The 25,465-nt window shown below is 70.7% G+C and carries 24 protein-coding genes; 12 read left to right on the top strand and 12 right to left on the bottom strand.

The features are described 5' to 3' along the window. Window positions 1-17 precede the first annotated feature (17 nt). The 3 genes from NLX83_RS24865 to NLX83_RS24855 all read right to left on the bottom strand — a co-directional run bounded on the left by NLX83_RS24865 (window position 18) and on the right by NLX83_RS24855 (window position 2,721). Window positions 18-926: a hypothetical protein gene (locus NLX83_RS24865; protein WP_254237569.1), complete on the bottom strand. Its 909-nt coding sequence runs from the start codon at window positions 924-926 to the stop codon at window positions 18-20. Window positions 927-965: 39 nt separating this feature from the next. Continuing rightward, window positions 966-2,234, bottom strand: a complete 1,269-nt coding sequence (locus NLX83_RS24860) for an ATP-binding protein (protein ID WP_254237568.1) — start codon at window positions 2,232-2,234, stop codon at window positions 966-968. Between the two features lie 64 nt (window positions 2,235-2,298). After that, on the bottom strand, window positions 2,299-2,721 hold the full coding sequence (locus NLX83_RS24855; protein ID WP_254237567.1) for a hotdog fold thioesterase: 423 nt from the start codon (window positions 2,719-2,721) through the stop codon (window positions 2,299-2,301). Window positions 2,722-2,827: 106 nt separating this feature from the next. Between NLX83_RS24855 and NLX83_RS24850 the strand changes: the two genes are divergently transcribed. The 4 genes from NLX83_RS24850 (at window position 2,828) to NLX83_RS24835 (ending at window position 7,427) form a co-directional block, all read left to right on the top strand. Beyond that, window positions 2,828-3,184, top strand: a complete 357-nt coding sequence (locus NLX83_RS24850; protein WP_254237566.1) for a type II toxin-antitoxin system Phd/YefM family antitoxin — start codon at window positions 2,828-2,830, stop codon at window positions 3,182-3,184. Next, a complete protein-coding gene (locus NLX83_RS24845; protein ID WP_254237565.1) occupies window positions 3,181-3,588 on the top strand; it encodes a type II toxin-antitoxin system VapC family toxin in 408 nt (135 codons plus the stop codon). The genes NLX83_RS24850 and NLX83_RS24845 overlap by 4 nt, the downstream gene beginning before the upstream one ends. A gap of 88 nt (window positions 3,589-3,676) precedes the next feature. Next, window positions 3,677-6,322 carry a DNA polymerase I gene (gene polA / locus NLX83_RS24840; protein WP_254237841.1) on the top strand — a complete coding sequence of 882 codons (2,646 nt, stop codon included), beginning with the start codon at window positions 3,677-3,679 and terminating at the stop codon, window positions 6,320-6,322. Window positions 6,323-6,989: 667 nt separating this feature from the next. Next, window positions 6,990-7,427 (top strand): SSI family serine proteinase inhibitor, encoded by a 438-nt coding sequence (locus NLX83_RS24835; RefSeq protein WP_254237564.1) that lies wholly within the window; start codon window positions 6,990-6,992, stop codon window positions 7,425-7,427. Window positions 7,428-7,499: 72 nt separating this feature from the next. On the opposite strand, the gene NLX83_RS24830 is transcribed toward NLX83_RS24835, so the two are convergent. Further along, the gene (locus NLX83_RS24830) at window positions 7,500-10,340 is read right to left on the bottom strand and encodes an AfsR/SARP family transcriptional regulator (protein WP_254237563.1); all 2,841 of its coding nucleotides are present in this window, start codon (window positions 10,338-10,340) and stop codon (window positions 7,500-7,502) included. 213 nt (window positions 10,341-10,553) lie between these two features. On the opposite strand from NLX83_RS24830, the gene NLX83_RS24825 reads away from it, so the two are divergent. The 3 genes from NLX83_RS24825 to NLX83_RS24815 all read left to right on the top strand — a co-directional run bounded on the left by NLX83_RS24825 (window position 10,554) and on the right by NLX83_RS24815 (window position 11,916). Further along, on the top strand, window positions 10,554-11,033 hold the full coding sequence (locus NLX83_RS24825; RefSeq protein WP_254237562.1) for an NlpC/P60 family protein: 480 nt from the start codon (window positions 10,554-10,556) through the stop codon (window positions 11,031-11,033). A gap of 111 nt (window positions 11,034-11,144) precedes the next feature. Then, complete coding sequence (locus NLX83_RS24820; RefSeq protein WP_254237561.1) at window positions 11,145-11,471, top strand: ArsR/SmtB family transcription factor; 327 nt, start codon at window positions 11,145-11,147, stop codon at window positions 11,469-11,471. Between the two features lie 10 nt (window positions 11,472-11,481). Next, a complete protein-coding gene (locus NLX83_RS24815) occupies window positions 11,482-11,916 on the top strand; it encodes an SRPBCC family protein (protein WP_254237560.1) in 435 nt (144 codons plus the stop codon). On the opposite strand, the gene NLX83_RS24810 is transcribed toward NLX83_RS24815, so the two are convergent. Further along, the gene (locus NLX83_RS24810; protein WP_254237559.1) at window positions 11,900-12,403 is read right to left on the bottom strand and encodes a class I SAM-dependent methyltransferase; all 504 of its coding nucleotides are present in this window, start codon (window positions 12,401-12,403) and stop codon (window positions 11,900-11,902) included. The two genes, NLX83_RS24815 and NLX83_RS24810, sit on opposite strands and share 17 nt — an antisense overlap. After that, window positions 12,400-13,158, bottom strand: coding sequence for a helix-turn-helix domain-containing protein (locus NLX83_RS24805; RefSeq protein WP_254237558.1), 759 nt, complete (start codon window positions 13,156-13,158; stop codon window positions 12,400-12,402). The genes NLX83_RS24810 and NLX83_RS24805 overlap by 4 nt, the downstream gene beginning before the upstream one ends. 52 nt (window positions 13,159-13,210) lie before the next feature. Between NLX83_RS24805 and NLX83_RS24800 the strand changes: the two genes are divergently transcribed. Together NLX83_RS24800 and NLX83_RS24795 are read left to right on the top strand one after the other, a co-directional pair. Next, window positions 13,211-13,987 (top strand): SDR family oxidoreductase, encoded by a 777-nt coding sequence (locus NLX83_RS24800; protein WP_254237557.1) that lies wholly within the window; start codon window positions 13,211-13,213, stop codon window positions 13,985-13,987. A 235-nt stretch (window positions 13,988-14,222) separates the two neighbouring features. Further along, complete coding sequence (locus NLX83_RS24795; RefSeq protein WP_254237556.1) at window positions 14,223-15,101, top strand: alpha/beta hydrolase; 879 nt, start codon at window positions 14,223-14,225, stop codon at window positions 15,099-15,101. On the opposite strand, the gene NLX83_RS24790 is transcribed toward NLX83_RS24795, so the two are convergent. The 5 genes from NLX83_RS24790 to NLX83_RS24770 all read right to left on the bottom strand — a co-directional run bounded on the left by NLX83_RS24790 (window position 15,085) and on the right by NLX83_RS24770 (window position 20,356). Then, window positions 15,085-15,666 (bottom strand): TetR/AcrR family transcriptional regulator, encoded by a 582-nt coding sequence (locus NLX83_RS24790; protein WP_254237555.1) that lies wholly within the window; start codon window positions 15,664-15,666, stop codon window positions 15,085-15,087. The two genes, NLX83_RS24795 and NLX83_RS24790, sit on opposite strands and share 17 nt — an antisense overlap. After that, a complete protein-coding gene (locus NLX83_RS24785; RefSeq protein WP_254237554.1) occupies window positions 15,663-17,642 on the bottom strand; it encodes a YhgE/Pip domain-containing protein in 1,980 nt (659 codons plus the stop codon). The genes NLX83_RS24790 and NLX83_RS24785 overlap by 4 nt, the downstream gene beginning before the upstream one ends. Next, window positions 17,639-18,310 carry an ATP-binding cassette domain-containing protein gene (locus tag NLX83_RS24780; RefSeq protein WP_254237553.1) on the bottom strand — a complete coding sequence of 224 codons (672 nt, stop codon included), beginning with the start codon at window positions 18,308-18,310 and terminating at the stop codon, window positions 17,639-17,641. Before NLX83_RS24780 ends, NLX83_RS24785 begins: the two co-directional genes overlap by 4 nt. A 276-nt stretch (window positions 18,311-18,586) precedes the next feature. Beyond that, entirely contained in the window at window positions 18,587-19,516 is a 930-nt protein-coding gene (locus NLX83_RS24775) for a GNAT family N-acetyltransferase (protein ID WP_254237552.1), read from the bottom strand. Window positions 19,517-19,519: 3 nt separating this feature from the next. After that, window positions 19,520-20,356, bottom strand: coding sequence for a class I SAM-dependent methyltransferase (locus NLX83_RS24770; RefSeq protein WP_254237551.1), 837 nt, complete (start codon window positions 20,354-20,356; stop codon window positions 19,520-19,522). A gap of 252 nt (window positions 20,357-20,608) precedes the next feature. On the opposite strand from NLX83_RS24770, the gene rpsA reads away from it, so the two are divergent. Then, entirely contained in the window at window positions 20,609-22,141 is a 1,533-nt protein-coding gene (rpsA, locus tag NLX83_RS24765; protein ID WP_254237550.1) for a 30S ribosomal protein S1, read from the top strand. Window positions 22,142-22,372: 231 nt separating this feature from the next. On the opposite strand, the gene NLX83_RS24760 is transcribed toward rpsA, so the two are convergent. After that, window positions 22,373-23,008 carry a TetR/AcrR family transcriptional regulator gene (locus NLX83_RS24760; protein ID WP_254237549.1) on the bottom strand — a complete coding sequence of 212 codons (636 nt, stop codon included), beginning with the start codon at window positions 23,006-23,008 and terminating at the stop codon, window positions 22,373-22,375. Window positions 23,009-23,108: 100 nt separating this feature from the next. Between NLX83_RS24760 and NLX83_RS24755 the strand changes: the two genes are divergently transcribed. Next, the gene (locus NLX83_RS24755; RefSeq protein WP_254237548.1) at window positions 23,109-24,605 is read left to right on the top strand and encodes a flavin-containing monooxygenase; all 1,497 of its coding nucleotides are present in this window, start codon (window positions 23,109-23,111) and stop codon (window positions 24,603-24,605) included. Beyond that, the gene (locus NLX83_RS24750) at window positions 24,602-25,462 is read left to right on the top strand and encodes an SDR family oxidoreductase (protein ID WP_254237547.1); all 861 of its coding nucleotides are present in this window, start codon (window positions 24,602-24,604) and stop codon (window positions 25,460-25,462) included. Before NLX83_RS24755 ends, NLX83_RS24750 begins: the two co-directional genes overlap by 4 nt. Window positions 25,463-25,465 lie beyond the last annotated feature (3 nt).

The raw sequence follows: 25,465 nt of genomic DNA, 5'->3' as shown, positions 1-25,465 counted from the left end.
CGGACAGTGCCCGTTTCTTATGTGCCGAACAGGAACGGCTCGACGACCTCGCGCAGCGCAGTGCCCTGCTTGCTCGGATTCCCCCGCTGTGCCTCGAAAACCACCCGGCCCGCGCCGCTGATGAGGTCCGCGAGCTGGATCGACGGGTGCTCGTCGGAGGAGCCCACCGCGAAGGTGTGCACGCCGTGCGCGAGCTCGTTGAGCATCTTGTGCTGGTCGTGCAGCAGGCGGAACTCGCCGAGTTCGGCCCGCCTGCGCTCGATGTGCGTCGCCAGCATGCGGGGGAGCGGGTCCAGGGTCGGCGGCTCCGCGGCGAGCAGTTCCTCCGCGCGCGGACGGCTTTCGACCAGCCGCGCCAGGACCTCCGCGGCGGGGTGGCCTTCGCACTTCTCGCGTGCGGATTCCAGCAGGGCGAACAACGGCGTGAGCTCCACCGTCCGTCCGTTCCGCCGCGTTCCCCTCGCGAGCCCGGTGAGCGCGGTGACCAGTTGTGTCCACTGTGGACCGAGGAGGTCCGGCCCGTCTTCGACCAGGGGATCGACCGCTGTGTTCGCGCCCTCGTCCTCGTCGAGGAGCAGGCCGACGATCTTCGACACCGCGAGGAAGAGCTTGTCCACGACCAGGATCGAGGCGCGGCCGTGCAGCGCGCCGCCCTCGCCGAGGAGTTCCACTAGAGCTGCAAGGGGCCTGTCCCGTTCGAACTGCCAGAACTTCACCTCGCGGCTCTGGCGCAGGCCCGTGGTGTCGCGAAGCTCCCGCAGCAGCGCCCCGGCGAGGACGTCGTCGACGCGCACGGTCGCGTGCGTCATGACGCGCTGGTGGAGCACCGCCCCGCCCGTCCAGCCCGACTCGTCGGCCGCCACCCACGGCGGTCCGTCCGCGTCATCGGTCGGGGTGGTCATGCGCACGGGCCATTCACGGCTCATGCCGCAGTATGCGTTGCGTTGTCACTGGCGAGCACCGCATTACGCCGGTCCTGTCAGAGGCCACTGCGGGTGTGTCGTCCACAGAGCAGAGATCGGCAGGCAGGTCAATCCGTCGCCGAAGCTCAGTGACTCCGTTCCGCAGTAGAGCACGAACCCCGCGTGGAACCGTGAGCCCAGGCGGCGCTGGAGCAGCTTCAGGCCGCGAAAGTCCTCCGTGCGAACCGTTTCAGCCGCTTTCACCTCGATACCGATGATCCGGCCCGCGTTGTCCTCCAGGACCCCGTCCACCTCGTACTGGTCGCGGTCGCGGTAGTGGTAGAGCCGCGCGACCCGGCGCGACCAGGTGAGCTGCCGGGCGATCTCGCCCAGGACGAAGTTCTCGATCAGGTTGCCCGCAGCGCAGTCGCTGGCCGCTCCGGTGCTCAGGTAGCTGGCGAGGCCCGTGTCCAAGAAGATCAGCTTCGGGGTCGCGACGGCACGCGTCGTCACGTTCGCCGCCCACGCGGGGATCAGCCGCACCAGGTAGATCGTCTCCAGGATCTCCACGTAGTCCCGGGCTGTCGGCGCCGTGATGTTCAGGTTCCCGGCGAGACGGTTCACGTTCAGCAGACCACTGGTCTGGGCGGCCAACAGGGACAACAGCCTGCGCATGTCGCCGGAGCGCCGGATGTCCGCGACCTGCTTGACGTCTCGTGCGATCAGGTCGGCCAAGTAGCCCTCGAAGAACCGTTCGCGACGGCGGGCGGACTCCCGGCGAACGGCCTCGGGGTAGCCGCCTCGGGCCGCTCGGGTGAGGTAGTCCTTGCGGCGCAGTTCCTGCGGCTGCGCCCGCAGCGCCGCACCGACGGCGAACGCCGCGTCGACGAACCCGTCGGGCGCCCCCTCGATCTCCCCTTGGGACAGCGGCCACAGCTCGATCGTCTCGGACCGTCCCGGCAATGAGTCGGGCAGCTGCGCGAGGCCGAGCAAGCGCGCCGACCCGGTCAGCAAGAAGCGCCCTGGCCGGGGCTCGCGGTCGACGAGATGCTTGATCGCCAGCCACAGATCCGGGACGCGTTGCACCTCGTCGATGAGCATGAGGCCGTCGTGCACGACGAACCGGGCCGGATCCTCCTGTGCGGCGGACCGGGTGCCCGCGTCGTCGAGAAAGCGCGCGATCCCGTTCGGCCAGTCGCGGAGGACGTGTTCGGCGAGGGTGCTCTTACCGACCTGGCGAGCCCCGTTGACCACCACGACGCGCGTGTCGGACAGCGCGTCCAGCACGAGTTCCGTCACACGCCGTGGCAGATAGCCGATCGCCCTTCTCACCTGCGCAAACTATCACAGAGCTTTAGATCTGCCGAAGGGATGGCTTTAGATCTGCCGAAGATCGTCAGCCCTTGGCGCCGGGCGGGGCGTCGCGGCTGACGCAGGTCAGCCGGGCGGTGCAGACGCGCTTGTCCGACTCGTCACTGATCACGATCTCGAACGTCGCGGTGGTCCGACCCACGTGCAGCGGGGTGCACACGCCGGTGACCAGGCCCTCCCGCGCGGCGCGGTGGTGGGTGCAGGACAGCTCCAGGCCGACCGCGATCCGGCCCTCGCCCGCGTTCATCACCGCCGCGATCGAGCCGAGCGTCTCCGCGAACGCCGCGCTGGCGCCCCCGTGCAGCAGCCCGTACGGCTGGCGGTTGCCCGCGACCGGCATGGTGCCCACCAGGCGCTTGGCCTCCCACTCGGTGATCTGGATGCCGAGCTTCTCGGTGAGCTGCTCGGTGAGCACCAGGTTCGGGTCTTCTGTCACGGGGTGGTTCACGGGCGCTCCTCGGGGGACGGCGGGACCACAGCATAAAACGGAACCATCCAGGTCAGGAATTCATTCCCGCTAGATGTGTAGAACATCTTGTTCTACACTCGTCGGCATGGGTGAGAAGAAGCTTGCGCAGGACATGCGGGGCTACACCGAACTAGAGCTCGGTCAACCGTACGTGCTGAGGCTTGAGCACATCGGTGTGCGCGAGCTGAACCAGAACACCTCGGCGGCGTTGCAGCGCGTCCGGGACGGCCACGCCTACACCGTGACAGATCGCGGGGTACCCATCGCGCACCTCATCCCGGTGCAGCCCGGTGATCCCGTGCTCGACCAGCTCGTGTCGACCGGACGGGCCCGGCCGCCGCAGATTCCGCAGGGGCCGGTGCCGATGCCACCCGTGCTGGGGGATTCGGACGTGGACTCCGCCGCCGCGCTGGCCGCCGATCGCGAGGACGAACGCTGGTGATCTACCTCGACACCGCCGCGCTCATGAAGCTCGTCCGGCGGGAGCCGCACACCGAGGAACTCGTCGCCTGGCTCAACGATCCGCAGCGGAACGGGTCGCCCCGGGTCGCCTCCACCCTGGCCGAGGTCGAACTGCCCCGCGCCGTGCGGCGCAACGCACCGGCTGCCGCCGCCGGAGTGCCCGGCGTTCTGGCCGCGTTGTACTTGTTGGAGATCGATGCGACCGTGCGGCAGACAGCGGCGGCGTACTCCGATCCCCTGTTGCGCTCACTCGACGCCATCCACCTCGCGACAGCCCAGATGCTGGCCCGTCAGCCCGGAGCGGACCTGACGGCGTTCGTCACCTACGACAAGCGGCTGGCCGAGGCGGCCCGGGGAGCGGGCCTGCCCGTCTGGCCGGAGTAGCCCGATCGGAGTGTCGGTGGGGCGGCCTAGACTCCCCGGCGTGAGTGCTCCCGGAGACCGCAAGCTGCTGCTCATCGACGGCCACTCGATGGCCTACCGCGCCTTCTACGCCCTGCCGAAGGAGAACTTCCAGACCGGCACGGGCCAGACGACCAACGCGGTCTACGGCTTCACGTCGATGTTGATCAACCTGCTCCGCGACGAGGCCCCCGACCACATCGCGGTGGCCTTCGACGTCTCCAGGGTCACCTTCCGCACCGCGCAGTTCCCGGAGTACAAGGCCACCCGCAGCGCCACCCCGGACGAGTTCCGCGGCCAGGTCGGCCTGATCAAGGACGTGCTCGCGGTGCTGGGCGTGACCACCCTGGAGAAGGAGGGCTTCGAGGCCGACGACCTCATCGCCACCCTCGCCACCCAGGCGACCGAGCAGGGCTTCAACGTCTCCATCTGCACCGGCGACCGCGACGCGCTCCAGCTGGTGAACGACAGGATCACCGTGCTCTACCCGGTCAAGGGCGTCTCCGAGCTGGCCAGGTTCACCCCGGAGGCGGTGCTGACGAAGTACGGGGTGCGCCCGGACCAGTACGCCGATTTCGCCGCGCTGCGCGGAGATCCCTCGGACAACCTGCCCAAGATCCCCGGCGTCGGCGAGAAGACGATCACCAAGTGGATCACCGAGTTCGGTTCGCTCGGGCAGCTGGTGGACCGGGCCGACGAGGTGAAGGGCAAGGCGGGCCAGGCGCTGCGGGACAACCTGTCCTCGGTGCTGCTCAACCGCCAGCTCACCGAGCTGGTCAAGGACGTCGAGCTGCCGGTGGGCGTCGACGGCCTCGCCGCGCGCGACTGGGACCGCGACGGCGTGCACAAGCTCTTCGACGAGCTGGAGTTCCGCGTCCTGCGGGAGCGGCTGTTCGCGACGCTGTCCACCAGCGAGCCGGAGGCCGAGGACGGCTTCGAGGTCACTGGCGGCGTGGTGGCCCCGGGCGCGGTCGCCGCCTGGTTGGACGCGCACGCGCGCGGTGGCGCCCGGATCGGCCTCGCGCTGCGCGGGACCTGGGGCCGGGGCAGCGGGGACCTGGAAGGGCTCGCGCTCGCCGGGGCCAGGGGCGAGGGCGGTTACCTCGCGTCGGCGGCGCTGACCGAGGACGACGAGCGCGCGCTGGCCGCGTGGCTGGCGGACGCGTCGGTGCCGAAGGCCGCGCACGACGTGAAGGGCGGCCTGCACGCGCTGCGCGACCGCGGGTGGAGCGTGGCCGGGCTGACCACCGACACGGCGCTCGCGGCGTACCTGGTGCGGCCGGGGCAGCGCTCGTTCGACCTCGGTGACCTCGTCCTGCGCTACCTCCAGCGCGAGCTGCGGGCCGAGGAGGGCGAGGCCGACGGCCAGCTCTCGCTGCTGGCCGACGAGGAAGAGGACGCCGAGCGCGCGGCGGTCGCGGAGATCGTGCGCGCCCGCGCGGTCGCCGAGCTGGCGGACGCGCTGGACGAGGAGCTGGAGCGGACCGGCGGCACCAAGCTGCTGGCCGAGCTGGAGCTGCCGCTGCTGCTCGAACTGGCGGAGCTGGAAGCGGCGGGCATCGCCGTGGACAACGACCGGCTCACCGAGCTGGAGTCGGCGTTCGCGGCGAAGGTGCGGCAGGCCGCGCAGGACGCCTACGACGAGATCGGCAAGGAGATCAACCTCGGCTCGCCGAAGCAGCTGCAGGTGGTGCTCTTCGACGAGCTGAACATGCCGAAGACCAAGCGCACCAAGACCGGCTACACCACCGACGCCGAGGCGCTGCAGAAGCTCTTCGAGGACACCCAGCACCCGTTCCTCGCGCACCTGCTCACCCACCGCGACGCCACCCGGCTGAAGGTGACCGTGGAGGGCCTGCTGAAGTCGGTGGCGCCGGACGGGCGCATCCACACCACCTTCAACCAGACCATCGCGGCGACCGGGCGGCTGTCCTCCACCGACCCGAACCTGCAGAACATCCCGATCCGCACCGACGACGGCAGGACGATCCGGCAGGCGTTCGTGGTCGGCTCCGGCTACTCGGAGCTGATGACCGCCGACTACAGCCAGATCGAGATGCGGATCATGGCCCACCTCTCCGGCGACGCGGGCCTGGTCGAGGCGTTCAACACCGGCGAGGACCTGCACACCTACGTGGCGTCCAAGGCGTTCGACGTGCCCGCCGCCGAGGTCACCGGGGAGCTGCGGCGCCGGGTCAAGGCGATGTCCTACGGCCTGGCGTACGGCCTGTCCGCCTACGGCCTCGCCGCGCAGCTGAAGATCTCCGCCGAGGAGGCGCGGGCGCAGATGGAGGCGTACTTCTCGCGCTTCGGTGGCGTCCGCGACTACCTGCACCAGGTCGTCGAGCAGGCCCGCAAGGACGGCTACACCGAGACCATCCTCGGTCGCCGCCGCTACCTGCCGGACCTCAACAGCGACAACCGGCAGCGCCGCGAGATGGCCGAGCGGATGGCGCTCAACGCCCCGATCCAGGGCAGCGCCGCGGACATCATCAAGGTCGCGATGCTCGGCGTGCAGAAGGCGCTGGCCACCTCCGAGCTGCGTTCGCGGGTGCTGCTCCAGGTGCACGACGAACTCGTGTTGGAGATCGCCGACGGCGAGCACGAGCAGGTCGAGAAGCTCGTCCGCGCCGAGATGGGCGGCGCCTACGAGCTCTCCGTCCCGCTGGAGGTCTCCGTGGGCTACGGCCGATCCTGGGACGACGCCGCCCACTAGCCCCTGGTGGTTGGCCCGTCTTCAAGTACCCCCAACCCCCCTCCACGCGGTCTCAAACCACCACAAACCCCCGTCCGCGCCCCACGTTTACGCCCTGAATGAGTCATTGGGGCACTTGAACTCCCCCAATGACTCGTTCAGGTACTCCAACGCACTCAATGACTCATTCAGGGCGTTCAACGCACCAAACGCGACATTGGCGCACGCGCGGATCGAGCCCCGCCCACGATCCGATCCCTCCCCGCCGTTGTCCCTGAACGGGTCGTTCGGGGAACCCAACGCCCCGAACGACCCGTTCAGGGAATCTAACGCCCCGAATGTTCCGTTCGGGGCGCTCAGCGCACCAAACGCGGCGTTGGGTGCGGGGCGGGCGGGGGGTTGGGGGGTCTTGAAGACGGGGGAACCCACGAGCACTGTCCACTGTGGACAGTGGGTGGGTACGGACAGCGACAGTGCGGGGCCCGGCTCCGTGGCAGGTTCAGGCGGTTGCCGAGCAACCCTCGCGTCCGTGATCGACGCTGGGTGACTCCGCCGCATCGACCGGGTTCTGTTGGCGGCACGATGCGGTGGACTCCCGCCCGATGGTCAAGCGACGTCCGCCGATCGTGATCGGATATCCCCGATCAGTGGCGCGGCCGACGCGCCGGGTGAGTGAGGAGGTCCACGAATGAGATTGGCCAAGGCGGTGCTGGCGAGCGTGCTGCTCGCGGGCGTGTGCGCGGCCCCGGCGATGGCCGGTGGGCCGTCCGAGGTGCGCGGCGCCGGACCGATCGCGCTGGTCCTCACCGTCACGTCGGGGGAGCGCGCGCTGCCCGCCGGGCACACCGCGCTGCTGGGCTGCGAACCGCTCGGCGGTTCCCACTCCCGCAAGCACCAGGCGTGCGACCGGCTGCGCGACGTCCAGGGCGACGTCGCCCGGCTGAACCACCGCGCGGGCGCCTGCACCGACGAGTACGCCCCGGTCACCACCACCGCGGTCGGCGTCTACCGGGGTCACCCGGTGTCCTACAGCAAGACCTGGCCGAACCGCTGCGAGATGTGGCGCGCCACGGGCGAGCTGTTCCAGTTCGAGACCGGCGTCGGGCGTCCGGGCCTGCCAGGCTGACGGAGCACGGCGCCCTGGCCGGGCGGAGCCCCCGCACGGGGTTGACGGGGGACCGTCCGGCTCAGGTCCGGTTCACCCACCGCGCAGCGCGGACTGGAGGCTCGCCGCCGCCCGCATCCGCCAGGTCGGCACACCGGCCTTCGTGAACAGCGCGCACGCCTTGGTCAGGATCTCCACGGCGTCGGCGGGCGCGTGGTGCCCCCGGATCAGCTCGCCGAGGCTCCACAGGCTGACGGCCTCGCTGAACGTGTCGCCCTGGTCGCGGAACTCCCGCACGCACTCCTCCAGCAACGGCCGCGCCGCGCCCGGATCGCCTGAGGACGCCAGCACGTGCCCCAGCAACCGCTGGCAGCGCAGCTCCTTCAGCCGCGCACCCATCTCCGCGAACGCCGTCCGCGCGGGCTCGGCGTAGCTGCGGGCCTGCTCCGGCTGTTCCCACCGGTTGTAGGTCAGCGCGAGGAAGAACCGCGCCTCGGTCGCCGAGTACCAGTCGCCGAGCCGGTCGAAGTCGTCGATCGTGCGCAGCAACGACTCCAGCGCCCGCTCGCGCTCACCGCGGTCGCGGAGCGCCAGCGCCAGGCTCAGCCGCGCCCACGCCGCACCGCGCTCATCGGAGATCTCCGCGAAAATCGTTGCGGCCCTTCGGAAACACCGCGACGCCCGGCGCACGTTGCTGAGCTGGTGGTACATGTCGCCGATGCCGATCCACGCGTACCCCGCCTCCGAGCGCGCGCCCAGGGACCGCCAGCTGCTCAGCGCCCGCGCGAACCACCGCATCCCCTGCGGGTAGCGATCCCGTGCCGCGGCGAGCAATCCGAGCCCGTAGGACATGCGCGCCGCGCCGTACCAGTCGCCCGCGGACCGGCAGGCCGACAACGCCCAGCAGTGCGTGCGCCGCCAGTCGTCCCACTCGCCGCGCAGGTCGAGGTAGCCGGTCAGCGCCGCGGTCAGCCGCCACGCCGAGTCGGCGTCGCCCACCGTCGCCGCCTGCCGCACCGCGCCGACCAGAACCGGCTGCTCGGCGGTGAACCAGTCCAGGCCGACGCACGGCTTTTCCGTTGCCACACCGGCGGTCCAGGAGCGGCTGGGCAGGCGCGCGCTCACTTCTTCCGCCGCGCGCACCATCGCCGGGAACGCGCGCTCCAGCACCGGCTCCGGTGCCTGTTCGAGCTGCTCCTCGGCGTAGATCCGCACCAGCTCGTGGAACCGGACCCGCGCCGATCCGCCCGTGCCGCGCGCGTCCTCCAGCAGCTGCGCGTCCAGCAGGTCGTCGATGATCCGCTCGGTCTGCTCGGGGGAGCGGTCCAGCACCGCGGCGCTCAACCAGGCCGGGTAGTGCGGCACCTTCACCGCGCTGAGCAGCCGCAGCGCCCGCCTGCACTCCTCGTCCAGCCCCTGCTCGCTGAGCCCGATGCTGGCCCGCACCGCGAGGTCCCCGGTGACCAGCCGGTCCAGCCTGCGGTGCTCGTCGGCCAGTTCCTCCGCCAGCCACGCGACTGTCCTTTGTGGACGGGAGCGGAGCCGGGCTGCGGCGATGCGCAGCGCCAGCGGCAGCAGGCCGCACCGCCGCACCAGCACCCCGGCCGCGTCGGGTTCAGCGGAAATCCTCGCCACACCGGTGATCTCACCGAGCAGCTCGATCGCCTGCGGTTCGGTGAGCACGTCGAGGTCGACCGAGCGGCCGGTCAGTCCGGTGAGCCGGTTGCGCCCGGTCACCAGCACCGCGCAACCGCCGTCGCCGGGCAGCAGCGGGCGGACCTGCGCCGCGTCGACCGCGTCGTCGAGCACCAGCAGCACCCGGCGCCCGGAGAGCCGGTCCCGCAACAGTTCGGCCAGCTGCTCCACGTCCTCCGGAAGGTGGCTGCCGAGCATGCCCAGCAACCGCAGGAACCGGCCGAGCACCTCGGTGGGGTTCACCGATCCGCTCGCGGTGCGCAACCGCGCGAAGAGCTGGCCGTCCGGGAACTCCGCGCGCAGCGAGTGCGCCACGTGCACGGCGAGCGCGGTCTTGCCGACCCCGGCCATGCCAACCACGGTGATCACCTGGGGGCTGCACCCACCGGGGACGGGCCGCAGCGCGGAGCGCAGCGACTCGGCCTCCTCGGCGCGGCCGATGAAGTCGGCGATGTCCGGCGGCAGCACGTGCGGGGCCCGCATCGGCTCGGCGGTGCGCGGGCGGGGCTGTTCCGGATCGGAGCGCAGCACCTCCTGTTCCCGCCGCCGCAGCTCCGGGCCGGGCTCGACGCCGAGCTCCTCGACCAGCATCCGCCGTGTCTGGCGGTAGACCTCCAGCGCTTCGGCGCGGCGCCCGCAGCGGTGCAGCGCGAGCATCAGCTGCGCGCTGAACCCCTCGTCGAGCGGGTTCTCAGCGACCAGCACGGTCAGCTCGCCGATCACCTCGGCGTGCTTGCCGAGGCGCAGGTCGATTTCGGCCCTGCGGTGCAGCGTGCGCCCGCGCAGCTCGGCCAGGCGCGGTGCCTCCACCCGGTGCATCCAGTCCGAGCCCACGTCGGCGAGCGCGGGGCCCCGCCACAGCGTGAGCGCGGCGTGCAGCAGGTGCGCGGCCTGGGCGAGGTCGCCGTCGGACTCGGCCACCTTGGACCGCTCCACCAGCCGCTCGAACCGCCGCAGGTCGAGGGAGTCCTCGTCGACCTCGATGAGGTAGCCGGAGTTGCGGGTGACGATCACCGGCCCGAGCGTGCGCCGCAACCGGAGCACGTAGCCCTGGAGCGTGGTGCGCGCGCTGGACGGCGGTTCCTCGCCCCACAGCTGCGTGATCAGTTCCGAGGACGGCACGACCTGGTTGGCGCGCAACAACAGCGCGGCCAGCAGCGCGCGGTGCTTGGCGGCGGGAATGCGCACGATCTCGTTGCCCGCGACCACTTCGAGAGGACCGAGGAGCCGGAATTCCATTTCTCGCCTCCCCCAACATCGCGGAGCCCAATCTTCACCGCCGCGCGGTGTGAGCTCCAGGCACCTTCGAACAACCGAATGCCTCTTACGGTCTGACCTGCGATAACCCTCTCTCAAGGGGCTGAGAGGACGATTCGGGACCAGCGAGAGACAAGCGGGCACGCGGATCTTCTCCACCGGGACCCCTGCCCCCCTTCACAACGGAGGTTTGTGATGCGTCTTTCTGCTTTCGCCAAGCTGGGCACCGCGTGCGCCCTCGCGCTGGCCAGCGTCGGTGCCGCGACCCCGGTCGCCATGGCGGCCCCGGCGGCTCCCGCCGACGAGGTCTCCGTCGCCGCCGCCCATCCCGGTCGCGCCAAGGCCGTGTCCTGGGCGAGGTCGATGGTCGGCAAGAGCCAGTACCACCACTACTGCGAGCTGTTCGTCGAGCTGGCCTACGGCACCAGTGGCCGCTACGCCTCGGCGAAGGCGCACTACAACGCGGCGAAGGCCGCCGGGCGCCTCAAGTCCGGCTCCGCGCCCGCGGGCACGCTGGTCTTCATGTTCATGAGCTCGACCTACGGCCACGTCGTGGTCTCGCTGGGCAACGGCACGGCGGTCAGCACCGGCCAGAAGAGCTCGAAGATCGAGATCCTGAGCACCGCGAGCAACGCGGGCTGGGCGGACGCCCCGTCCAGCTGGCCCGGCCGCTAGGAACCAGGCGATCCCCGTCCAGCTGCCGTCCCAGCTGGGCGGGGATCTTTTCCGCCCGGATACTCAAGCGATTACTTGACTATTGGGCGGGCCGGGTCGATACTCAAGTCCATGCTTGACCATCGAGGCCGGTTGGACCGGTTGTTCCACGCGCTGGCCGACAGCACCCGGCGCGACGTGGTCGAGCGGCTCGTCCGGGGGCCCGCGTCCGTGAGCGAGCTGGCGGGCTCGCACTCGATGACCCTCCAGGCCGTCATGCAGCACCTGAAGGTGCTCGAAGCCTGTGGGCTGGTGCGCACCGAGAAGGTGGGCCGGGTCCGCACGTGCGCGCTCCGGCCCGAGGGCCTGCGGCTGGCGGAGGGCTGGCTCTCCGGGCAGCGCACCGGCTGGGAGGACCGCCTCGACCGGCTGGGCGAGCTACTGGAACCCGACTCGTGAGGAGCGACCCATGATCAAGCACGCGACGTTCACGCTGGAGCGCGATTTCCCGGCCCCGCCCGCGAAGGTCTTCGCGCTGTGGGCCGACCCGGAGAGCAAGGCGAAGTGGTTCGCCGGGCCGGGCGCCGAGCACGAGCTGGACTTCCGCGAGGGCGGCACGGAGATCGCCAGCGGCGTCCACGACGGCACCAAGCTGACGTTCGAGGCCGTGTACCGCGAGATCGTGGCCGACGAGCGCATCGTTTGCAGCGGAGTGCTCCGCGCGGGCGACACCGTGGCCACCGTGTCGCAGACGACCGTGCAGTTCGAGGCGTCCGGCGGCGGTACCCACCTGCTCGTCACCGAACAGGGCGCCTACCTCGACGGCCACGAGGAGCCGGAGTGGCGGCAGCGCGGCATCGAAACCCAGCTCGCCGCACTGGAAAAGCTCATCGCCGAGCGGTAACCCCGATGCCGAATGCCGAGGCGCGCGCGGTGACCTCCGCGAAGCCGTGTTCCCGCAGCGCCGCGGCGACGGGTCCGGTGACGCGGTCGGCCGAGGTCGGACCTCCTGCGCCATAAAGGATGTGCAGGCTCCCGCCCTCGCGCAGTGCCGCTTTGAGCACGGCCAGCTCGCGAGCGGGATCACCGACCCAGAACACGTTGACGTTGACCGCGAAGGCCTTGTCGAAGCTGCTCGGCGGCACGATGAGGTCGGCCAGCGCGGACTGCCGTACGGCGAGCCTGCCAGCGGCGACGTGGTCGGCGTTGCGCTCGCCGATCCGCTCGACGGCGACGGGGGAGCGGTCGAGCGCCAGCAGTCGTCCGCTCTGGAGTCGTTGGCAGACAAGGGAGGCGGCGACACCCGGGCCTGATCCGATCTCCAGGATCTCGTCCTCCGGCCGCGGATCGAGCACCTCGACCGCCCAGCGCACGCGGTCCGGGACGTTCACCGGTTCTCCGCGGCGGCGGCGAGGCGGGCCAGGTTCTCCACCCACCCGGTGGCGTAGCAGTCCCGGTCCTCGTCGCCGACCTCGCCGAGAACCCGGTGCCGCAGCGTCACGGTCGTCTCGTCGCCGATCGGCTCCAAGATCATCCGCCACTGCCCGAGCACGGGACCGGCCAGGCCCATCGCCCCGTCGACGACCAGTTCCCGCCGCGGCCGCAGCGCGGTGACCACGCCCCACAGCTCACCTTCGGCGCCGTCGTCGAACTCGCCGTTGGCCGGGCCGAGCCTGCCGCCGACGACGGGCTCGAACACCAGGCGCTGGCCTTCGCTCCACCGCCGCGGCCACCACCGGGGCAGGTCCATCACCGTCTCCCAGGTGCGGGCCACATCGGCCCGGACCCGGTGCTGCGCCTGGACATCCATCGCCGCACTCCTTTCCTCCGCCGCCTCGCCGAGGCGCAGCAGCGTGTCGGCCGCGGACTCCGCCAGCGGCCGGACCCATCGCCGGTACGCCTCGCGCAGCGGCACCGCGGTCAGGTGGTTGAGCCGTTCCCGCCCCCGGCGCTCCACGGTGATCAGGCCGACCTCGGCCAGCACGTCGAGGTGCCCCATCACCGTGTACCGCGTGGTGGGGAAGCCGCAGGCCAGCGTGCCGGTGGTGCGCGGCCCGGAGCGCAGCGCGTCCAGGATCGCGCGGCGGGTCGGATCGGCGAGGGCGTGCCAGATCCGGTCCTCGTCGGGTACCACTCGGCGGCTCATATGTGGTTATATACCCACATATCACTGGTGGAGCAAGCCGGAGGTGGTGGAGATGACGGTCGCCGTGATCACCGGGGCCGCTCGCGGAGTCGGCCGGGGCGTGGCGCTCGCCCTCGCTGAACAGGGCGCGACCGTGTACGTCACCGATCGCGAATCCCGCGCGCGCAAGCACTCCGAGCTGCCAGGAACCGTCGAGGACACCGCGGAGCAGGTGGACCGCCGCGGTGGGCGCGGGATTCCCGTGGTCGTCGACGTCACCGACGACGACGCGGTCGCCGGGCTCTTCGAGCGGGTCCGCGTGGCGCACGGCGGCCTGGACCTGTTGGTGGCCAACGCTTTCGACGGCAACGCGCTGCCGTTCCGCGGTGGGCCGTTCTGGACCCTGCCGTGGGCCCACTGGCACAACATGATCGACTCGGGAGTGCGCGGGCACGCCCTCACCGCGTGGCACGCCGCGCCGCTGCTGATCGAGCGCCGCGGGCTGGCGGTGCTCACCGGCTACGCCCACGACGCCGACGAAGTGCTTGGCGGGCATGCCTTCTACGACCTGGCGATGACCGCGATCAGCAGGCTGGCCGCGACCCTCGCGCGGGACCTGGCGCCGCACGGTGCCGCCGCGCTGGCGTTGTCCCCCGGCTTCACCCGGACCGAGGCGATCACCGCCGCGCTCGGGGGAGCCGTTCCGCCGGAGTCCGACTCGATCGAGTTCCCGGGCCGCGCGGTGTGCGCACTGCTCGCCGATCCTGACGTGACACGCCATTCCGGCCGTACCGTCACTGTCGCCGATCTCTCCGCGGAATACGGATTCGTGGACGTCGAGAACTCTTGACAAAAGGCGTGCGCGTCGACTGGGATGCATTTCGTGTCGTGTGACGCTGCCAGGAGGACGGCGGCGGCTAGGCGGCACCGTACCCCGGGATGATGCCGTGACTCCTCACCGCACTGGCGCCTGCTGAGCGCATCCTGCGCGCGTTACCCCCTCTTGCCGTGGTTCCGCGCTGCCCGCCCGCATTTTCTTCGCCGCGCCCGTGCGCGGATTGCACCCATGCCTGAAAGGATTGTTTTTGCGCGTCAACACCATTTCCGCGACAGCGGAGGAAAGCGCTGCCGTCCGCGAACTGCTCGCGGCGTTCTTCACTGATCCGCCCACGATCGACCCGGCCGCCGACCTGACCCCGGACGTGCTGCCCACCGGGGGCGTCCCGGGCATGTGGGTCAACGGATCGGGCCGCACGCCCGCCTCCGGCGTGACGATCTACGTGCACGGAGGCGGTTTCGCCCACAGCAACCCGCCGATGGAGCGGATCATGGCGCACCGGCTCTCCCAGGCCACCGGGCGCCCGGTCTTCGCCGTGGACTACCGGCTCGCCCCCGCGCATCCGTTCCCGGCGGCCATGGACGATATCGTCGAGACCTACAGAAGCCTTGTGCGGCAAGGGATTCCACCGACGAAGATCGTTCTTGTCGGTGAGTCGGCCGGTGGCACGCTCGTGCTCTCGACCCTGCTCGCGCTCGCCGCGGCCGGAGATCCGTTGCCCGCGGGGGCCATTCCTGTCTCGCCGGTCACCGACTTCACCGAGTCCAGCCCATCGATCAAGGCCAACAGGGGCGGTGACGTCATCGACCCGAGCGTCATGGGCGGGGTCGGTCCGGCCTACCTCGGCGGTGCCCGGCCGGACCAGGCCCCGCAGTCGCCGTTGTTCGGCGATTTCCACGGGCTGCCACCGATCCTTCTCGCGGTGGGCCAGGACGAGGTCCTGCTCGACGACTCGGTGCGCTTCGCCGAAGCCGCCGCCGCGGCCGGGGTCGACGTCACCCTCGACCTCTACGAGGGCATGACGCACGCCTTCCACGCGGCCGTCCTGTTCGACCCGACCGGGCACCTGCCGACCGCGACGACCTTCCTCGACCGGATCGGGGAGTGGGTCAAGCGCGTGGCGTGACCCCGCGCACCAGCAGCATCACCGAGTCGCGCACCTGGTCGAGGCTCCGGTCCGGCTGGAACACCTGCCAGTCCAGGGCCACGACCAGGAGCGTGCCGAACAGGGCCGCGGACGCCGTGCCCGCCTGCACGCCGTCTGGCAGCTTCCCGGCGTCCGCGGAACGCTGTACCACCTGCTTGAAGATGGCCACGATGTCGTCGCGGAGCAGGCTCAGCGTGCCGTGCCACTGCCCCGGGCTGCGCCACATCTCGCTCACCAGCAGCTGGCCGAAGGCGGGGTAGTCGCGGAAGAACTCCAGCGAAGCGCCGACCAGGTGCTCCACCGCGTCGTCGCTGCCCTCGGGCCGCAGCCGCTCCGCGAGCAGGTCGACCCCGTGCCGCAGCAACGCGTCGATCAGCGCGTCCTTGCTGCCGAAGTTGTAGTAGACGGTGCCCTTGGCGACCCCGGCCGCCGAGGCGATCTCGTCGACCGTCACCTCGGCGGCCCCGCGCTCCCCGAGCAGCCGCAGCGCGGCGTCGAAGAGCTTCTGCTTGGTCACCGCGGTGCGCGCGGGCCTGGGGTTCACAGCACGAGCTCCGGCTTGAGGCGGTTGGGCGTCCACACCTTCTGCTTGTACGCGGCCAGCACCGCCAACAGCAAGCCGAAGATCAGATATCCGCCGAGGACGCCGATGTCGGTGCCCATGTTCGCCCAGCCGCCGCCGTAGATCAGGTGCCGCAGCCCGTCGACCACATAGGACAGCGGGAGCACCAGGTGCAGCACGTGCAGCGGCTCCGGCGTGGTCTGCCACGGGAACGTGCCGCCCGCCGTGGTCAGCTGCAACACCAGCAGCACCAGCGCGACGAACTTCCCGCTCGGCCCGAGCAGCGCGTTGAGCCCGTGCAGGACCGCGGTGAACGCCAATGACGTCAGCACCATGAAACCCAGTGTCCCCAAAGGGTTCGCCGGACTGACCCCGATCGCCGTCGTCACCACCAGGAACAGCAGCGAGACCTGCAGGCTGCCGAGCAGCGCGGCGGGCAGCCAGCCGCCGAGCGCGACCCGCCACGGTGCCGCCCCGGAGGTCAGCGCCCGCCGAGAGAGCGGGCGCACCAGCAGGAACATCACGAACGCGCCGATCCAGCTGGCGAGGCCGAGGAAGAACGGGGCGAGCCCGGCACCGTAGCTGCCCGCCTTGTTCTCCCCGATGGCGCGCACCGAGATCGGGTCGCCGATGGTCCGCGCGGTGTCCTTGCGGGTCTGCTCGTCGAGGTTCGGGATGGTCTCGACGCCCTCGCCGAGCTTGCCCGCCAGCTCCTTGTTGCCATCCGCGACCTGGACCGCGCCCTCGGTCAGCGGCTTGGTGCCGTCGTAGAGCTGGCCCGCGCCGGTGCTGGCCTTCTTCAGGCCGTCGCGCAGCTCCGGGGTCTTCTCGGCCAGCTGACCGGCGCCGTCGTCGAGCTGCTTGATCGCCGAGCTCAGCCGCGGGGTCTGCGCGGCGAGCGTCGCGGCCCCGTCCGAGACCTGCTTTGCGCCATTGGCAAGCGTTTTGAGCTGCCCGGACAGGCCCTGGACCTTGTCGTTGGCCTGGTGCAACGGCTTGCCCGCCTCGTTCATCAGGCCGAGCACCTTCTGCACCTGCTCCTCGGGCAGCCCGAGCGCGCGCAGCTTCTTCGCGATGTCGTCCCGCTTGCCGTCCAGCGTGTCGACCAGCTGCTTCGCCGCGTCCGCGACCGCGGCTCCCCTGTCCGCCAGCTGCTTGTTGCCGTCGGACACCTGCTTCGCGCCGTCCGCCAGCTGCTTGGACTTCGTCGGCAGCTCCGCGGTCTTGGTGCGCAGTTCGCCGAGCCCGCCGGAGAGCTTGACGATCCCGTCGTTGAGCTTCTGCCCGCCCTCGGCGAGCTTCGTCAGCCCGGTGCCCAGCTCGTTGATCTTCTCCCGGGCGGTGCCGACGCCGTCGCGCACCTTCACCGAACCGTCCGCGAGCTTGCCCGCGCCCTCGGCGGCCTGCTGGGTCTTCTCCCGCATGGTGGAGAAGCCGACCAGCAGCTTGTCCGCGGCCTCGGTGCCGACCTCGGAGGACACCGCCCGCCGCACCTCGCCGACCACCTTGTCCGCGATCGTGCTGACCAGGTAGTTGTTGGCGTCGTTGGTGGTCATCACGATGATGCCCTGGCGCGGCTTGTACTCGGCGGGGGAGAGCAGCGCCTGGGAGAAGTCCGCGGGCAGCGTGATCGAGAAGGTGTACCGCCCGTCGCGCACCCCGGCGTCGGCGTCGGCCGCGTCGGTCTTGGTCCAGGAGAAGGTGCCGGAGTCGTCGAGCTTGTCGGCGATCTTCTGCCCGGCCTTGAGTTCGGTGCCGTCGTCGCGGCTCGCCCCGGTGTCCGCGACCACGAGCGCCGCGGGCACCTCGCTGAGTTTCCCGTACGGGTCCCAGTTGGCGTAGAGGTAGAGCGCCCCGTAGAGCAGCGGGACGAGGGTGATCGCCAGCACGGCCAGCCGGGGGAGCTTCCCCGCGGTCAGCCGGCGCAGCTCGTTCGCGGCGAGGCGGAACGGGGTCACTGGGTCATCTCCTGGGCTTCGTGCTTGCGGTGGACGGTGAGCGCGGGCGGTTGCTCACAGCAGCCGAGGCGCGCGGCGGGTATCCCCAGCAGCCGCGATGACGTCTCGGTGCACAGCGCGACGACCGCCATGCCCTGTTCGGCCTGCTGCCGGGCCAGTGCCCACCACGCGTGCGGGTCGTCGGTGTGCCGGTCGGGGCAGTCCATGACCAGCGCTTTCACCCGGGGCCGCGCTGCAGCGGACTCGACGAGCAGACGCGTGCGCGTGGTCGCGGGCACGGTTTCGAAGCGCGCGTCGGCGTGCTGCTCCGCGTCGCGTTCGGCCAGCCAGCCGCGCACGGCCCGGCGGCTCGCCCGCAGCCCGGCCATGGCCAGCTCCTCGCCGATCACGTCGCGCAGCCGCAGGGAACCGTCCGGCTCGGTCACGCCGGGAGCGTCGACCACCGCGACTCCGGCGCGCAGTCCGGCGGCGTTCGTGCGACCGTCGAGCAGCACGGCGCCCTCGTGCGGGCGCATCCGCCCGGCGAGGGTCAGCGCGAGCACGGTGTGCCCCGCCCCCGGCTCGCCCGTGACCAGGGCGACCTGACCGGGCGCGACCCGCAGCGAGGTGGGGCGCAGCAGCGGTCCGTGCGGGCCGGTGACGCCCACCGCCTTGGCCTGGATCTGCACGCTCGCCTCCTATTCGAACTGACTGGTCAGTTTGAATAGTGGCCCTCCGTCTGGCGCACGGCAACTCGCGCCCCTGTGATCTCCATCAGGACCGCGCGAACCGGACAAACACCCGCCGCACCCCTCGCTCCAGCGCGCGAGGTAGACACGTCTTCAAGTACCCCCAACCCCGCCCGAAACTGTCTTTAACCGGCACAAACCCGGGGGTTAGTGGCGGTTAAAGACCGCTGGGAAGGGGGTTGGGGGTACTTGAAGACGCCCCAACCGGGCTGGGCGCTAGCGGAGGGCGGTGGCGGGGCGGACTTCCCAGAGTGTCCACAGTGGACGGTAGCCCTGGCGCGGCCAGAACACCGACGACAGCGGGTTCGGCGGGTTGTAGTAGAGGTAGGTCCCGGTCGCCCCGCCCCGCGCGAACTCCGTGTGCACGACGTCCATCAGCCGCCTGCCGATGCCGTTGCCCCGCGCGCCGGGCAGCACCGACACGCAGTTCACGTAGCCCCAGTTGCCCGGCTGCAAGCGGCTCCCGGCCCAGCTGCTCGCGGTCACCGGCATCCACAGGCAGTCGGCGAGCGCCAGCGTCATCCCGTCCCGCTCCGCCACCCACACGGGGCCACCGTCGAGCAGCTGTTTGCGCAGCCCGTCCCGCTTGAGCGCCGCGGCGTTGTCCCGGAAGGTCGCCGCGCCGACGAGCTCGGAGTACCGCAGCTCGGCCAGCGCCAGCTTGACCATCTCCGCCATGTCCGCGGTCCTCGCCCGGCGAACCTCCGGCCTGCTCCCCGCCGAGGTCTCCGCGGGCGCGGCCCGCCGCACGGCCAGCACGGACCGCGGGCTGAAACCGTGGTCCAGGAACGCCTTCGTCGCCCTCGCGTCCCGGCTCGGCCACGACACCAGGCACGTGGAGTCGGTGCCGGGCGGTCCGATCTCGCGCATCCGGTCCACCCAGAGCCGGAGCAGCGCGTCCATCCCGACGCCGCTGTCACCGCCCACCAGGGGCAGCAGCTCCCACACGTCCGCGGTCGTCCACAGGCGTTGCGCCGCTCCCACCGGGTGCCGGTCGTGCGCGATGACGCCCGTGACCCTGCGGCCGTCCGGGAGAGCGGCGGTGATCATGTTCTCGACGGGGGGTGCGACGGCCCGCGGGAGCAGCGGGTCCAACGCCGCGAAGTGCGCCCGCTGAGCGGCGAGCAGCTCGTCGAGTTCGGTCATGCCCTACAGCTTCTCGCACAGGAAGATCGCTGTGCCGGGGAAGAGCTTCCCGCGCAAGGGGCTCCACTGGCCCCAGATCGCCGTGTGCCCCTCGGGCCACTCGGGCTCCACGATGTCCTTCAAGCCCATGCCCGCCGCGGTGATCGCGCGCACGAAGTCGCCGAGCGTGCGGTGGTGCTCGACGTAGGTGGCCCTGCCGTCCTCGTCGACCTCGACGTAGGGCGAGCGGTCGAAGTAGGACTGGTGCACCGTCAGCCCGTCCGGGCCGGGATCGTCCGGGAAGCACCACCGCACGGGGTGCGTCACCGCGAACGCCCACCGCCCGCCGGGGCGCAGCGTCCTGGCGACCTCGCGCATCAGCAGGTCGATGTCGGCCACGAAGGGCACACCGCCGAACGCGGAGCACACGATGTCGAAGGAGCCGTCCTTGAAGGGCAGCGCGTCCCCGCTCGCCTGGACGAGCGGCACGTGGATGCCCGTGGCGGCGTTGTCGCTCGCCGCGTGCCGCAGCATGCCCGCCGACACGTCCAGTGCCGTAGTGCGCGCGCCTCGCGCCGCCAACCACCGTGCGCACGCGGCCATCCCGGAGCCCAGCTCCAGCACGTCGAGGCCCGTCACGTCGCCGAGCAGACGGGCGTCCTCCTCGCGCAGGCGTTCCGGGCACCAGACGAAGTCCGCGGCGCCGAGGAAGTCCCGGTGCTCCTCGCGGTAGTCGTCCGCGTCAGCGTCCCACCAGGCGATATTCGCCAGCCGCGACTCCACCACCCCCGCCTCGCGCTTCACGATCCCGATGGTGCCGAGTGCTCGTTCCGCGCTGGCGTGCTGGTGCTGGTCAGACACACTGCTCCTACTGGGGACTGGATCGGAGTAACCGGTTTGCCCGGCCGTCGAGCAGGCGCGTACGATACCGTCCGCGCGGTGGGTGCGCGCTGCCTGCTACCGGCATCTCACGAAGCAGAAGCTCGGAACAGGGGGCGCTCGTCGCTCGTTGTTGGCCTTGTAGCACTATGACTTGCGCCGGCTAGACAAAGCCCGCAGCGAAAGAACGTGCAGAGGCCAACTACACCTATCCGTACCGGAGCACCCCACCTAATGTCCACCGACACCGTCACCATCCCTTCCTACACCGGTCCCGCGCCTGCCAAGACCCAGGTCGCCGTCAACGACATCGGTTCGGAAGAGGACTTCCTCGCCGCCATCGACAAGACCATCAAGTACTTCAACGATGGCGACATCGTCGAGGGCACCATCGTCAAGGTCGACCGCGACGAGGTGCTGCTCGACATCGGCTACAAGACCGAGGGCGTCATCCCCTCGCGCGAGCTGTCGATCAAGCACGACGTCGACCCGGCCGAGGTCGTCTCCGTCGGTGACCACGTCGAGGCCCTGGTTCTCCAGAAGGAGGACAAGGAAGGCCGTCTGATCCTGTCCAAGAAGCGCGCCCAGTACGAGCGCGCCTGGGGCACGATCGAGGCGCTCAAGGAGAAGGACGAGCCCGTCAAGGGCACCGTCATCGAGGTCGTCAAGGGTGGTCTCATCCTCGACATCGGCCTCCGTGGCTTCCTTCCCGCCTCGCTGGTGGAGATGCGCCGCGTGCGCGATCTGCAGCCGTACGTCGGCCGCGAGCTCGAAGCCAAGATCATCGAGCTGGACAAGAACCGCAACAACGTGGTCCTGTCCCGCCGCGCCTGGCTGGAGCAGACCCAGTCCGAGGTCCGCAGCGAGTTCCTCAACCAGCTGCAGAAGGGCCAGGTCCGCAAGGGCGTCGTGTCCTCCATCGTCAACTTCGGTGCCTTCGTGGACCTGGGTGGCGTCGACGGCCTGGTGCACGTCTCCGAGCTGTCCTGGAAGCACATCGACCACCCGAGCGAGGTCGTCGAGGTCGGCCAGGAGGTCACCGTCGAGGTCCTCGACGTCGACATGGAGCGCGAGCGCGTGTCGCTCTCGCTCAAGGCGACGCAGGAAGACCCGTGGCGCCAGTTCGCCCGCACCCACGCGATCGGCCAGATCGTGCCGGGCAAGGTCACCAAGCTCGTTCCGTTCGGCGCGTTCGTCCGCGTCGACGAGGGCATCGAGGGCCTGGTGCACATCTCCGAGCTGGCCGAGCGCCACGTGGAGATCCCGGAGCAGGTCGTGCAGGTCGGCGACGAGGTCATGGTCAAGGTCATCGACATCGACCTGGACCGCCGCCGCATCTCGCTGTCGCTGAAGCAGGCCAACGAGGGCTTCACCGCGGACTCGGAGTTCGACCCGACCCAGTACGGCATGGCCGCCGAGTACGACGCCGAGGGCAACTACATCTACCCCGAAGGCTTCGACCCGGAGACCCAGGACTGGCTCGAGGGCTACGACAAGCAGCGCGAGGAGTGGGAGAAGCAGTACGCGGAGGCCCGCGTGCGCTACGACGCCCACATCAAGCAGGTCGTCAAGGCCACCGAGGCCGAGGCGGAGGCCGCCGCGAACGGTGGCACCGAGGCCGCGGCCGCTGGTGGTGGCTCCGGCTCCGCCGGTGGCGCCGCGTCCGGCGGTGGCAACTACTCCTCGGGTGGCGAGTCCTCGGGCTCGCTGGCCAGCGACGAGCAGCTCGCGGCGCTTCGCGAGAAGCTCTCCGGCAACCAGGGCTGATCTCCTGATCGGGTAGGCCACGCAGTACGTCCGAAGGGCCCCGCACCACGCTCCGTGGTGCGGGGCCCTTCGCCATGTTCACCCGTCCCAGCGCGGGTCCACCGGTCTTCAAGTACCCCCGACCCCGCCCACAACCGTCTCAAACCGCCCCCAACCCCGGCGCGGGTTGGGGGCGGTTTGAGACCGCTGGGGTGGGGGTGCGGGGTACTTGAAGACGGGGGAACCCGCGCGTCAGGAGGCGGTGAGGGCTTCCAGTTGCTCCGCGGAGAAGGGGAGCGCGCGCAGGAGGGATTCGCGGAGCAGGCCGACCAGGTCCTCTCGACCCAGTTGCGGGCTTTCCACCCAGTGCAGCGCGATCTCCTCGACGAACGCCACCGCGCCCCGGACCAGCAGGGACAGGGCCGCGTCCACCTCGATGCCCGCCGCCGCCAGGCTGTCGGCGAAGTACCGGGCGATCCGGGTCCGGCTGGAGTCCACCACCGCGCGCAGGTCCGCGTCCGCCGCGGCGGCGCCGCGCACCAGGGACAGGTAGCCGTTGCGGGTGCGCTCGACGTAGGTGATGTAGCGGGTCAGGCCCTCGGTCAGCTGGTCGATCGGGGACAGCTCGGGATTCGGGCGGACCTGCTCCACCAGCTCCTCGATGGTCGCGCTGACCACCTCGAGCACGATGTCGCCCCTGGTGGGGAAGTAGTGGAACAGCAGCGGGTTGGAGATGCCCGCGCGCCGGGCGAGCTCGTTGGTGGAGAAGCCGTCGACCCCGCGTTCGATCATCAGCTCGGTGGCCAGCTCCAGCAGCTGGGCCCGGCGCGCGTCCCGGGTCATCCGGCCGCGAGCGCGCCCGGGAACGGGGTCGGTGATCGACGACATGTGCCCAGTGTAGGGACCCGCGCGCACTATTGACTTCCTCTCAACAGTCACCCTACCGTGGAATTGAGTACTTCTCAGTAGTAACGGAGGGTGGCGGGGCATGGCCGAGCACGCACACGTGTTGATTATCGGTACCGGCTTCTCCGGGCTCGGCGCCGCGCACCGGCTCCGCGAGCGCGGGATCACCGACGTGCTGCTGCTGGAGCGTGCCGACGACGTGGGCGGGACCTGGCGGGACAACAGCTACCCCGGCGCCGCCTGCGATGTGCCGTCCCTGCTCTACTCCTTCTCCTTCGCGCAGAACAGCGACTGGTCCCGGTCCTTCTCCGGGCAGCCGGAGATCCTGGCCTACCTCCGGCGCTTCGCCCGCGACAACGGGATCTACCCGCGCTGCCGCTTCGGCCACGAGATGCTGGAGTCGCGGTGGGACCCGGAACGGATGCGCTGGCACGTGCGCACCGGCCGCGGCGAATTCACCGGCGACGTGCTGATCCTCGGCACCGGTCCGCTCTCGGAGCCGTCGATCCCGGACATCCCCGGCCTGGAGTCCTTCGCGGGCACCACCTTCCACTCCGCGCGGTGGAACCACGAGCACGACCTCTCCGGGAAGAACGTCGCGGTGATCGGCACCGGGTCCTCGGCCGTGCAGTTCGTGCCGAAGATCCAGCCGAAGGCCGCCAAGCTGCACGTCTTCCAGCGCACCGCGCACTGGACGATGCCCAGGTGGGACCGCGAGGTCAGTCGGGTGGAGCGCCTGCTCTACCGCCGCTTACCCGTGCTGCAACGCCTGGCCCGCTACGCCGTCTACTGGGGCCGCGAGAGCTTCGCGCTGGGCTTCACCGTGCAGCCCAAGATCCTCGGCCTCGCCAAGCGCGCCTCGCTGCGCAACCTCCGCCGCCAGATCGCCGACCCGGTGCTGCGCGAGAAGCTGACCCCGGACTACGCCTTCGGCTGCAAACGGGTCGTGGTGACCAGCGACTGGTACCCCGCGCTGACCGAGCCGAACGTGGAGCTGGTCACCGACTGCATCGCCGAGATCCGGCCGCATTCGATCGTCACCGCCGACGGCACCGAGCGCCCGGTGGACACCCTGATCTTCGGCACCGGCTTCCACGCCACCGACTTCCCGGTCGGCAGGCGGATCTTCAACGGCGACGGCGCCTCGCTCACCGGCACCTGGCACGACGAGCCGGGCGCCTACCGCGGCACCACGATCGCCGGGTTCCCCAACCTGTTCATGCTGATCGGCCCGAACACCGGCCTCGGCCACACGTCGATGGTGTTCATCATCGAGAGCCAGCTCAACTACGTGCTCGACGCGCTCGACCACCTGCGCGAGCACCGCGTCACCGCCGTGGAACCCTTGCGGGAGCCGCAAATCCGCTTCAACGAGCGCGTGCAGCGGCGGATGCGCCGCACCGTGTGGTCCCGCGGCGGCTGCTCCAGCTGGTACCTCGACGACCAGGGCCGCAACATCGCGCTGTGGCCCGGTTTCAGCTTCAGCCTGCGCATGGCCACCAGGAAGTTCGACCCGGACGCCTACCGCGCGCTGGTCCGCTCCCGAGCGGCGCGGGACGAGCTGACGGGCGTCCGGTGAAGACGGCGCTGATCACCGGGGCGGCCAGGGGAATCGGCGCTGCCACCGCGAAAGCCTTGGCGGCGAAGGGAACCCGCGTTGCCGTGGTCGGGCTGGAGCCCGAACGGCTCGCGGCGCTGACCGACGAGCTCGGTCCCGGTCACCTGTGGCATCCCGTCGACGTCACCGAGCCCGAGGCGTTGCGGACCGTCGTCGACGCCACGGTCGCCGCGTTCGGACGGCTCGACGTGGTGATCGCGAACGCGGGCATCGTCAACTACGGCACGGTCCGCACCACCGACCCCGTGGACTTCGCGCGGACCATCGACGTCAACGTCAACGGCGTCTTCAACACCGTGCGCGCCGCGCTCCCGTCGATCATCGCCAGCCGCGGCCACGTCCTGACCATCGCCTCGCTCGCGTCGTTCGCCCCCGCGCCGGGCATGGCGGCGTACGCGGCGAGCAAGGCCGGGGTGGACGCGATGACGTGCTCGCTGCGGAACGAGGTCGCCCACCTCGGCGTGACCGTGGGCTCCGCGCACTTCGGCTGGATCGACACCGACATGGTCCGCGACGCCGACGCCGAACTGCCCAGCTTCAGGCGATTGCGGTCCCGGCTGCCGTGGCCCGCGAACTCCACGACTGACGTCGCCGAGTGCGCTCGCGCCGTGGTTCGGGGGATCGAGCGGCGCTCGCGGCGGGTCTACGTGCCAGGCTCGGTCGCTGTCGCGTACTGGGTGCGCAGCCTGATCACCAGTCGCTTCGGTGATCTCGCCACGCGGCGCGTGATGGGCGGCTTCATCGACGCCTACGAGGCCGAGTCCGCGCGGCTCGGGCGGGCGATCGGGAATCACGCCGACAAGGCCGAGCACAGCTGACAC

This window comes from Allokutzneria sp. A3M-2-11 16, assembly GCF_024213555.1.
In the GTDB taxonomy this organism is placed as follows: Bacteria; Actinomycetota; Actinomycetes; order Mycobacteriales; family Pseudonocardiaceae; genus Allokutzneria.
Note: the sequence above shows the minus strand (reverse complement) of the source record. Positions and strands in the feature narration are given on the sequence as shown.

What these genes read in the sequence shown, in the direction of transcription:
- NLX83_RS24835 (WP_254237564.1), top strand. Translation starts at nt 6,990, where the DNA reads ATGAGATTGGCCAAGGCGGTGCTGGCGAGCGTGCTGCTCGCGGGCGTG.
- NLX83_RS24760 (WP_254237549.1), bottom strand. Translation starts at nt 23,008, where the DNA reads ATGTCGTCGATCACCGACCCCGTTCCCGGGCGCGCTCGCGGCCGGATG.
- NLX83_RS24805 (WP_254237558.1), bottom strand. Translation starts at nt 13,158, where the DNA reads ATGAGCCGCCGAGTGGTACCCGACGAGGACCGGATCTGGCACGCCCTC.
- polA (WP_254237841.1), top strand. Translation starts at nt 3,677, where the DNA reads ATGGCCTACCGCGCCTTCTACGCCCTGCCGAAGGAGAACTTCCAGACC.
- NLX83_RS24775 (WP_254237552.1), bottom strand. Translation starts at nt 19,516, where the DNA reads ATGACCGAACTCGACGAGCTGCTCGCCGCTCAGCGGGCGCACTTCGCG.
- NLX83_RS24865 (WP_254237569.1), bottom strand. Translation starts at nt 926, where the DNA reads ATGAGCCGTGAATGGCCCGTGCGCATGACCACCCCGACCGATGACGCG.
- NLX83_RS24850 (WP_254237566.1), top strand. Translation starts at nt 2,828, where the DNA reads ATGGGTGAGAAGAAGCTTGCGCAGGACATGCGGGGCTACACCGAACTA.
- NLX83_RS24820 (WP_254237561.1), top strand. Translation starts at nt 11,145, where the DNA reads ATGCTTGACCATCGAGGCCGGTTGGACCGGTTGTTCCACGCGCTGGCC.
- rpsA (WP_254237550.1), top strand. Translation starts at nt 20,609, where the DNA reads ATGTCCACCGACACCGTCACCATCCCTTCCTACACCGGTCCCGCGCCT.
- NLX83_RS24755 (WP_254237548.1), top strand. Translation starts at nt 23,109, where the DNA reads ATGGCCGAGCACGCACACGTGTTGATTATCGGTACCGGCTTCTCCGGG.
- NLX83_RS24815 (WP_254237560.1), top strand. Translation starts at nt 11,482, where the DNA reads ATGATCAAGCACGCGACGTTCACGCTGGAGCGCGATTTCCCGGCCCCG.
- NLX83_RS24800 (WP_254237557.1), top strand. Translation starts at nt 13,211, where the DNA reads ATGACGGTCGCCGTGATCACCGGGGCCGCTCGCGGAGTCGGCCGGGGC.
- NLX83_RS24825 (WP_254237562.1), top strand. Translation starts at nt 10,554, where the DNA reads ATGCGTCTTTCTGCTTTCGCCAAGCTGGGCACCGCGTGCGCCCTCGCG.
- NLX83_RS24830 (WP_254237563.1), bottom strand. Translation starts at nt 10,340, where the DNA reads ATGGAATTCCGGCTCCTCGGTCCTCTCGAAGTGGTCGCGGGCAACGAG.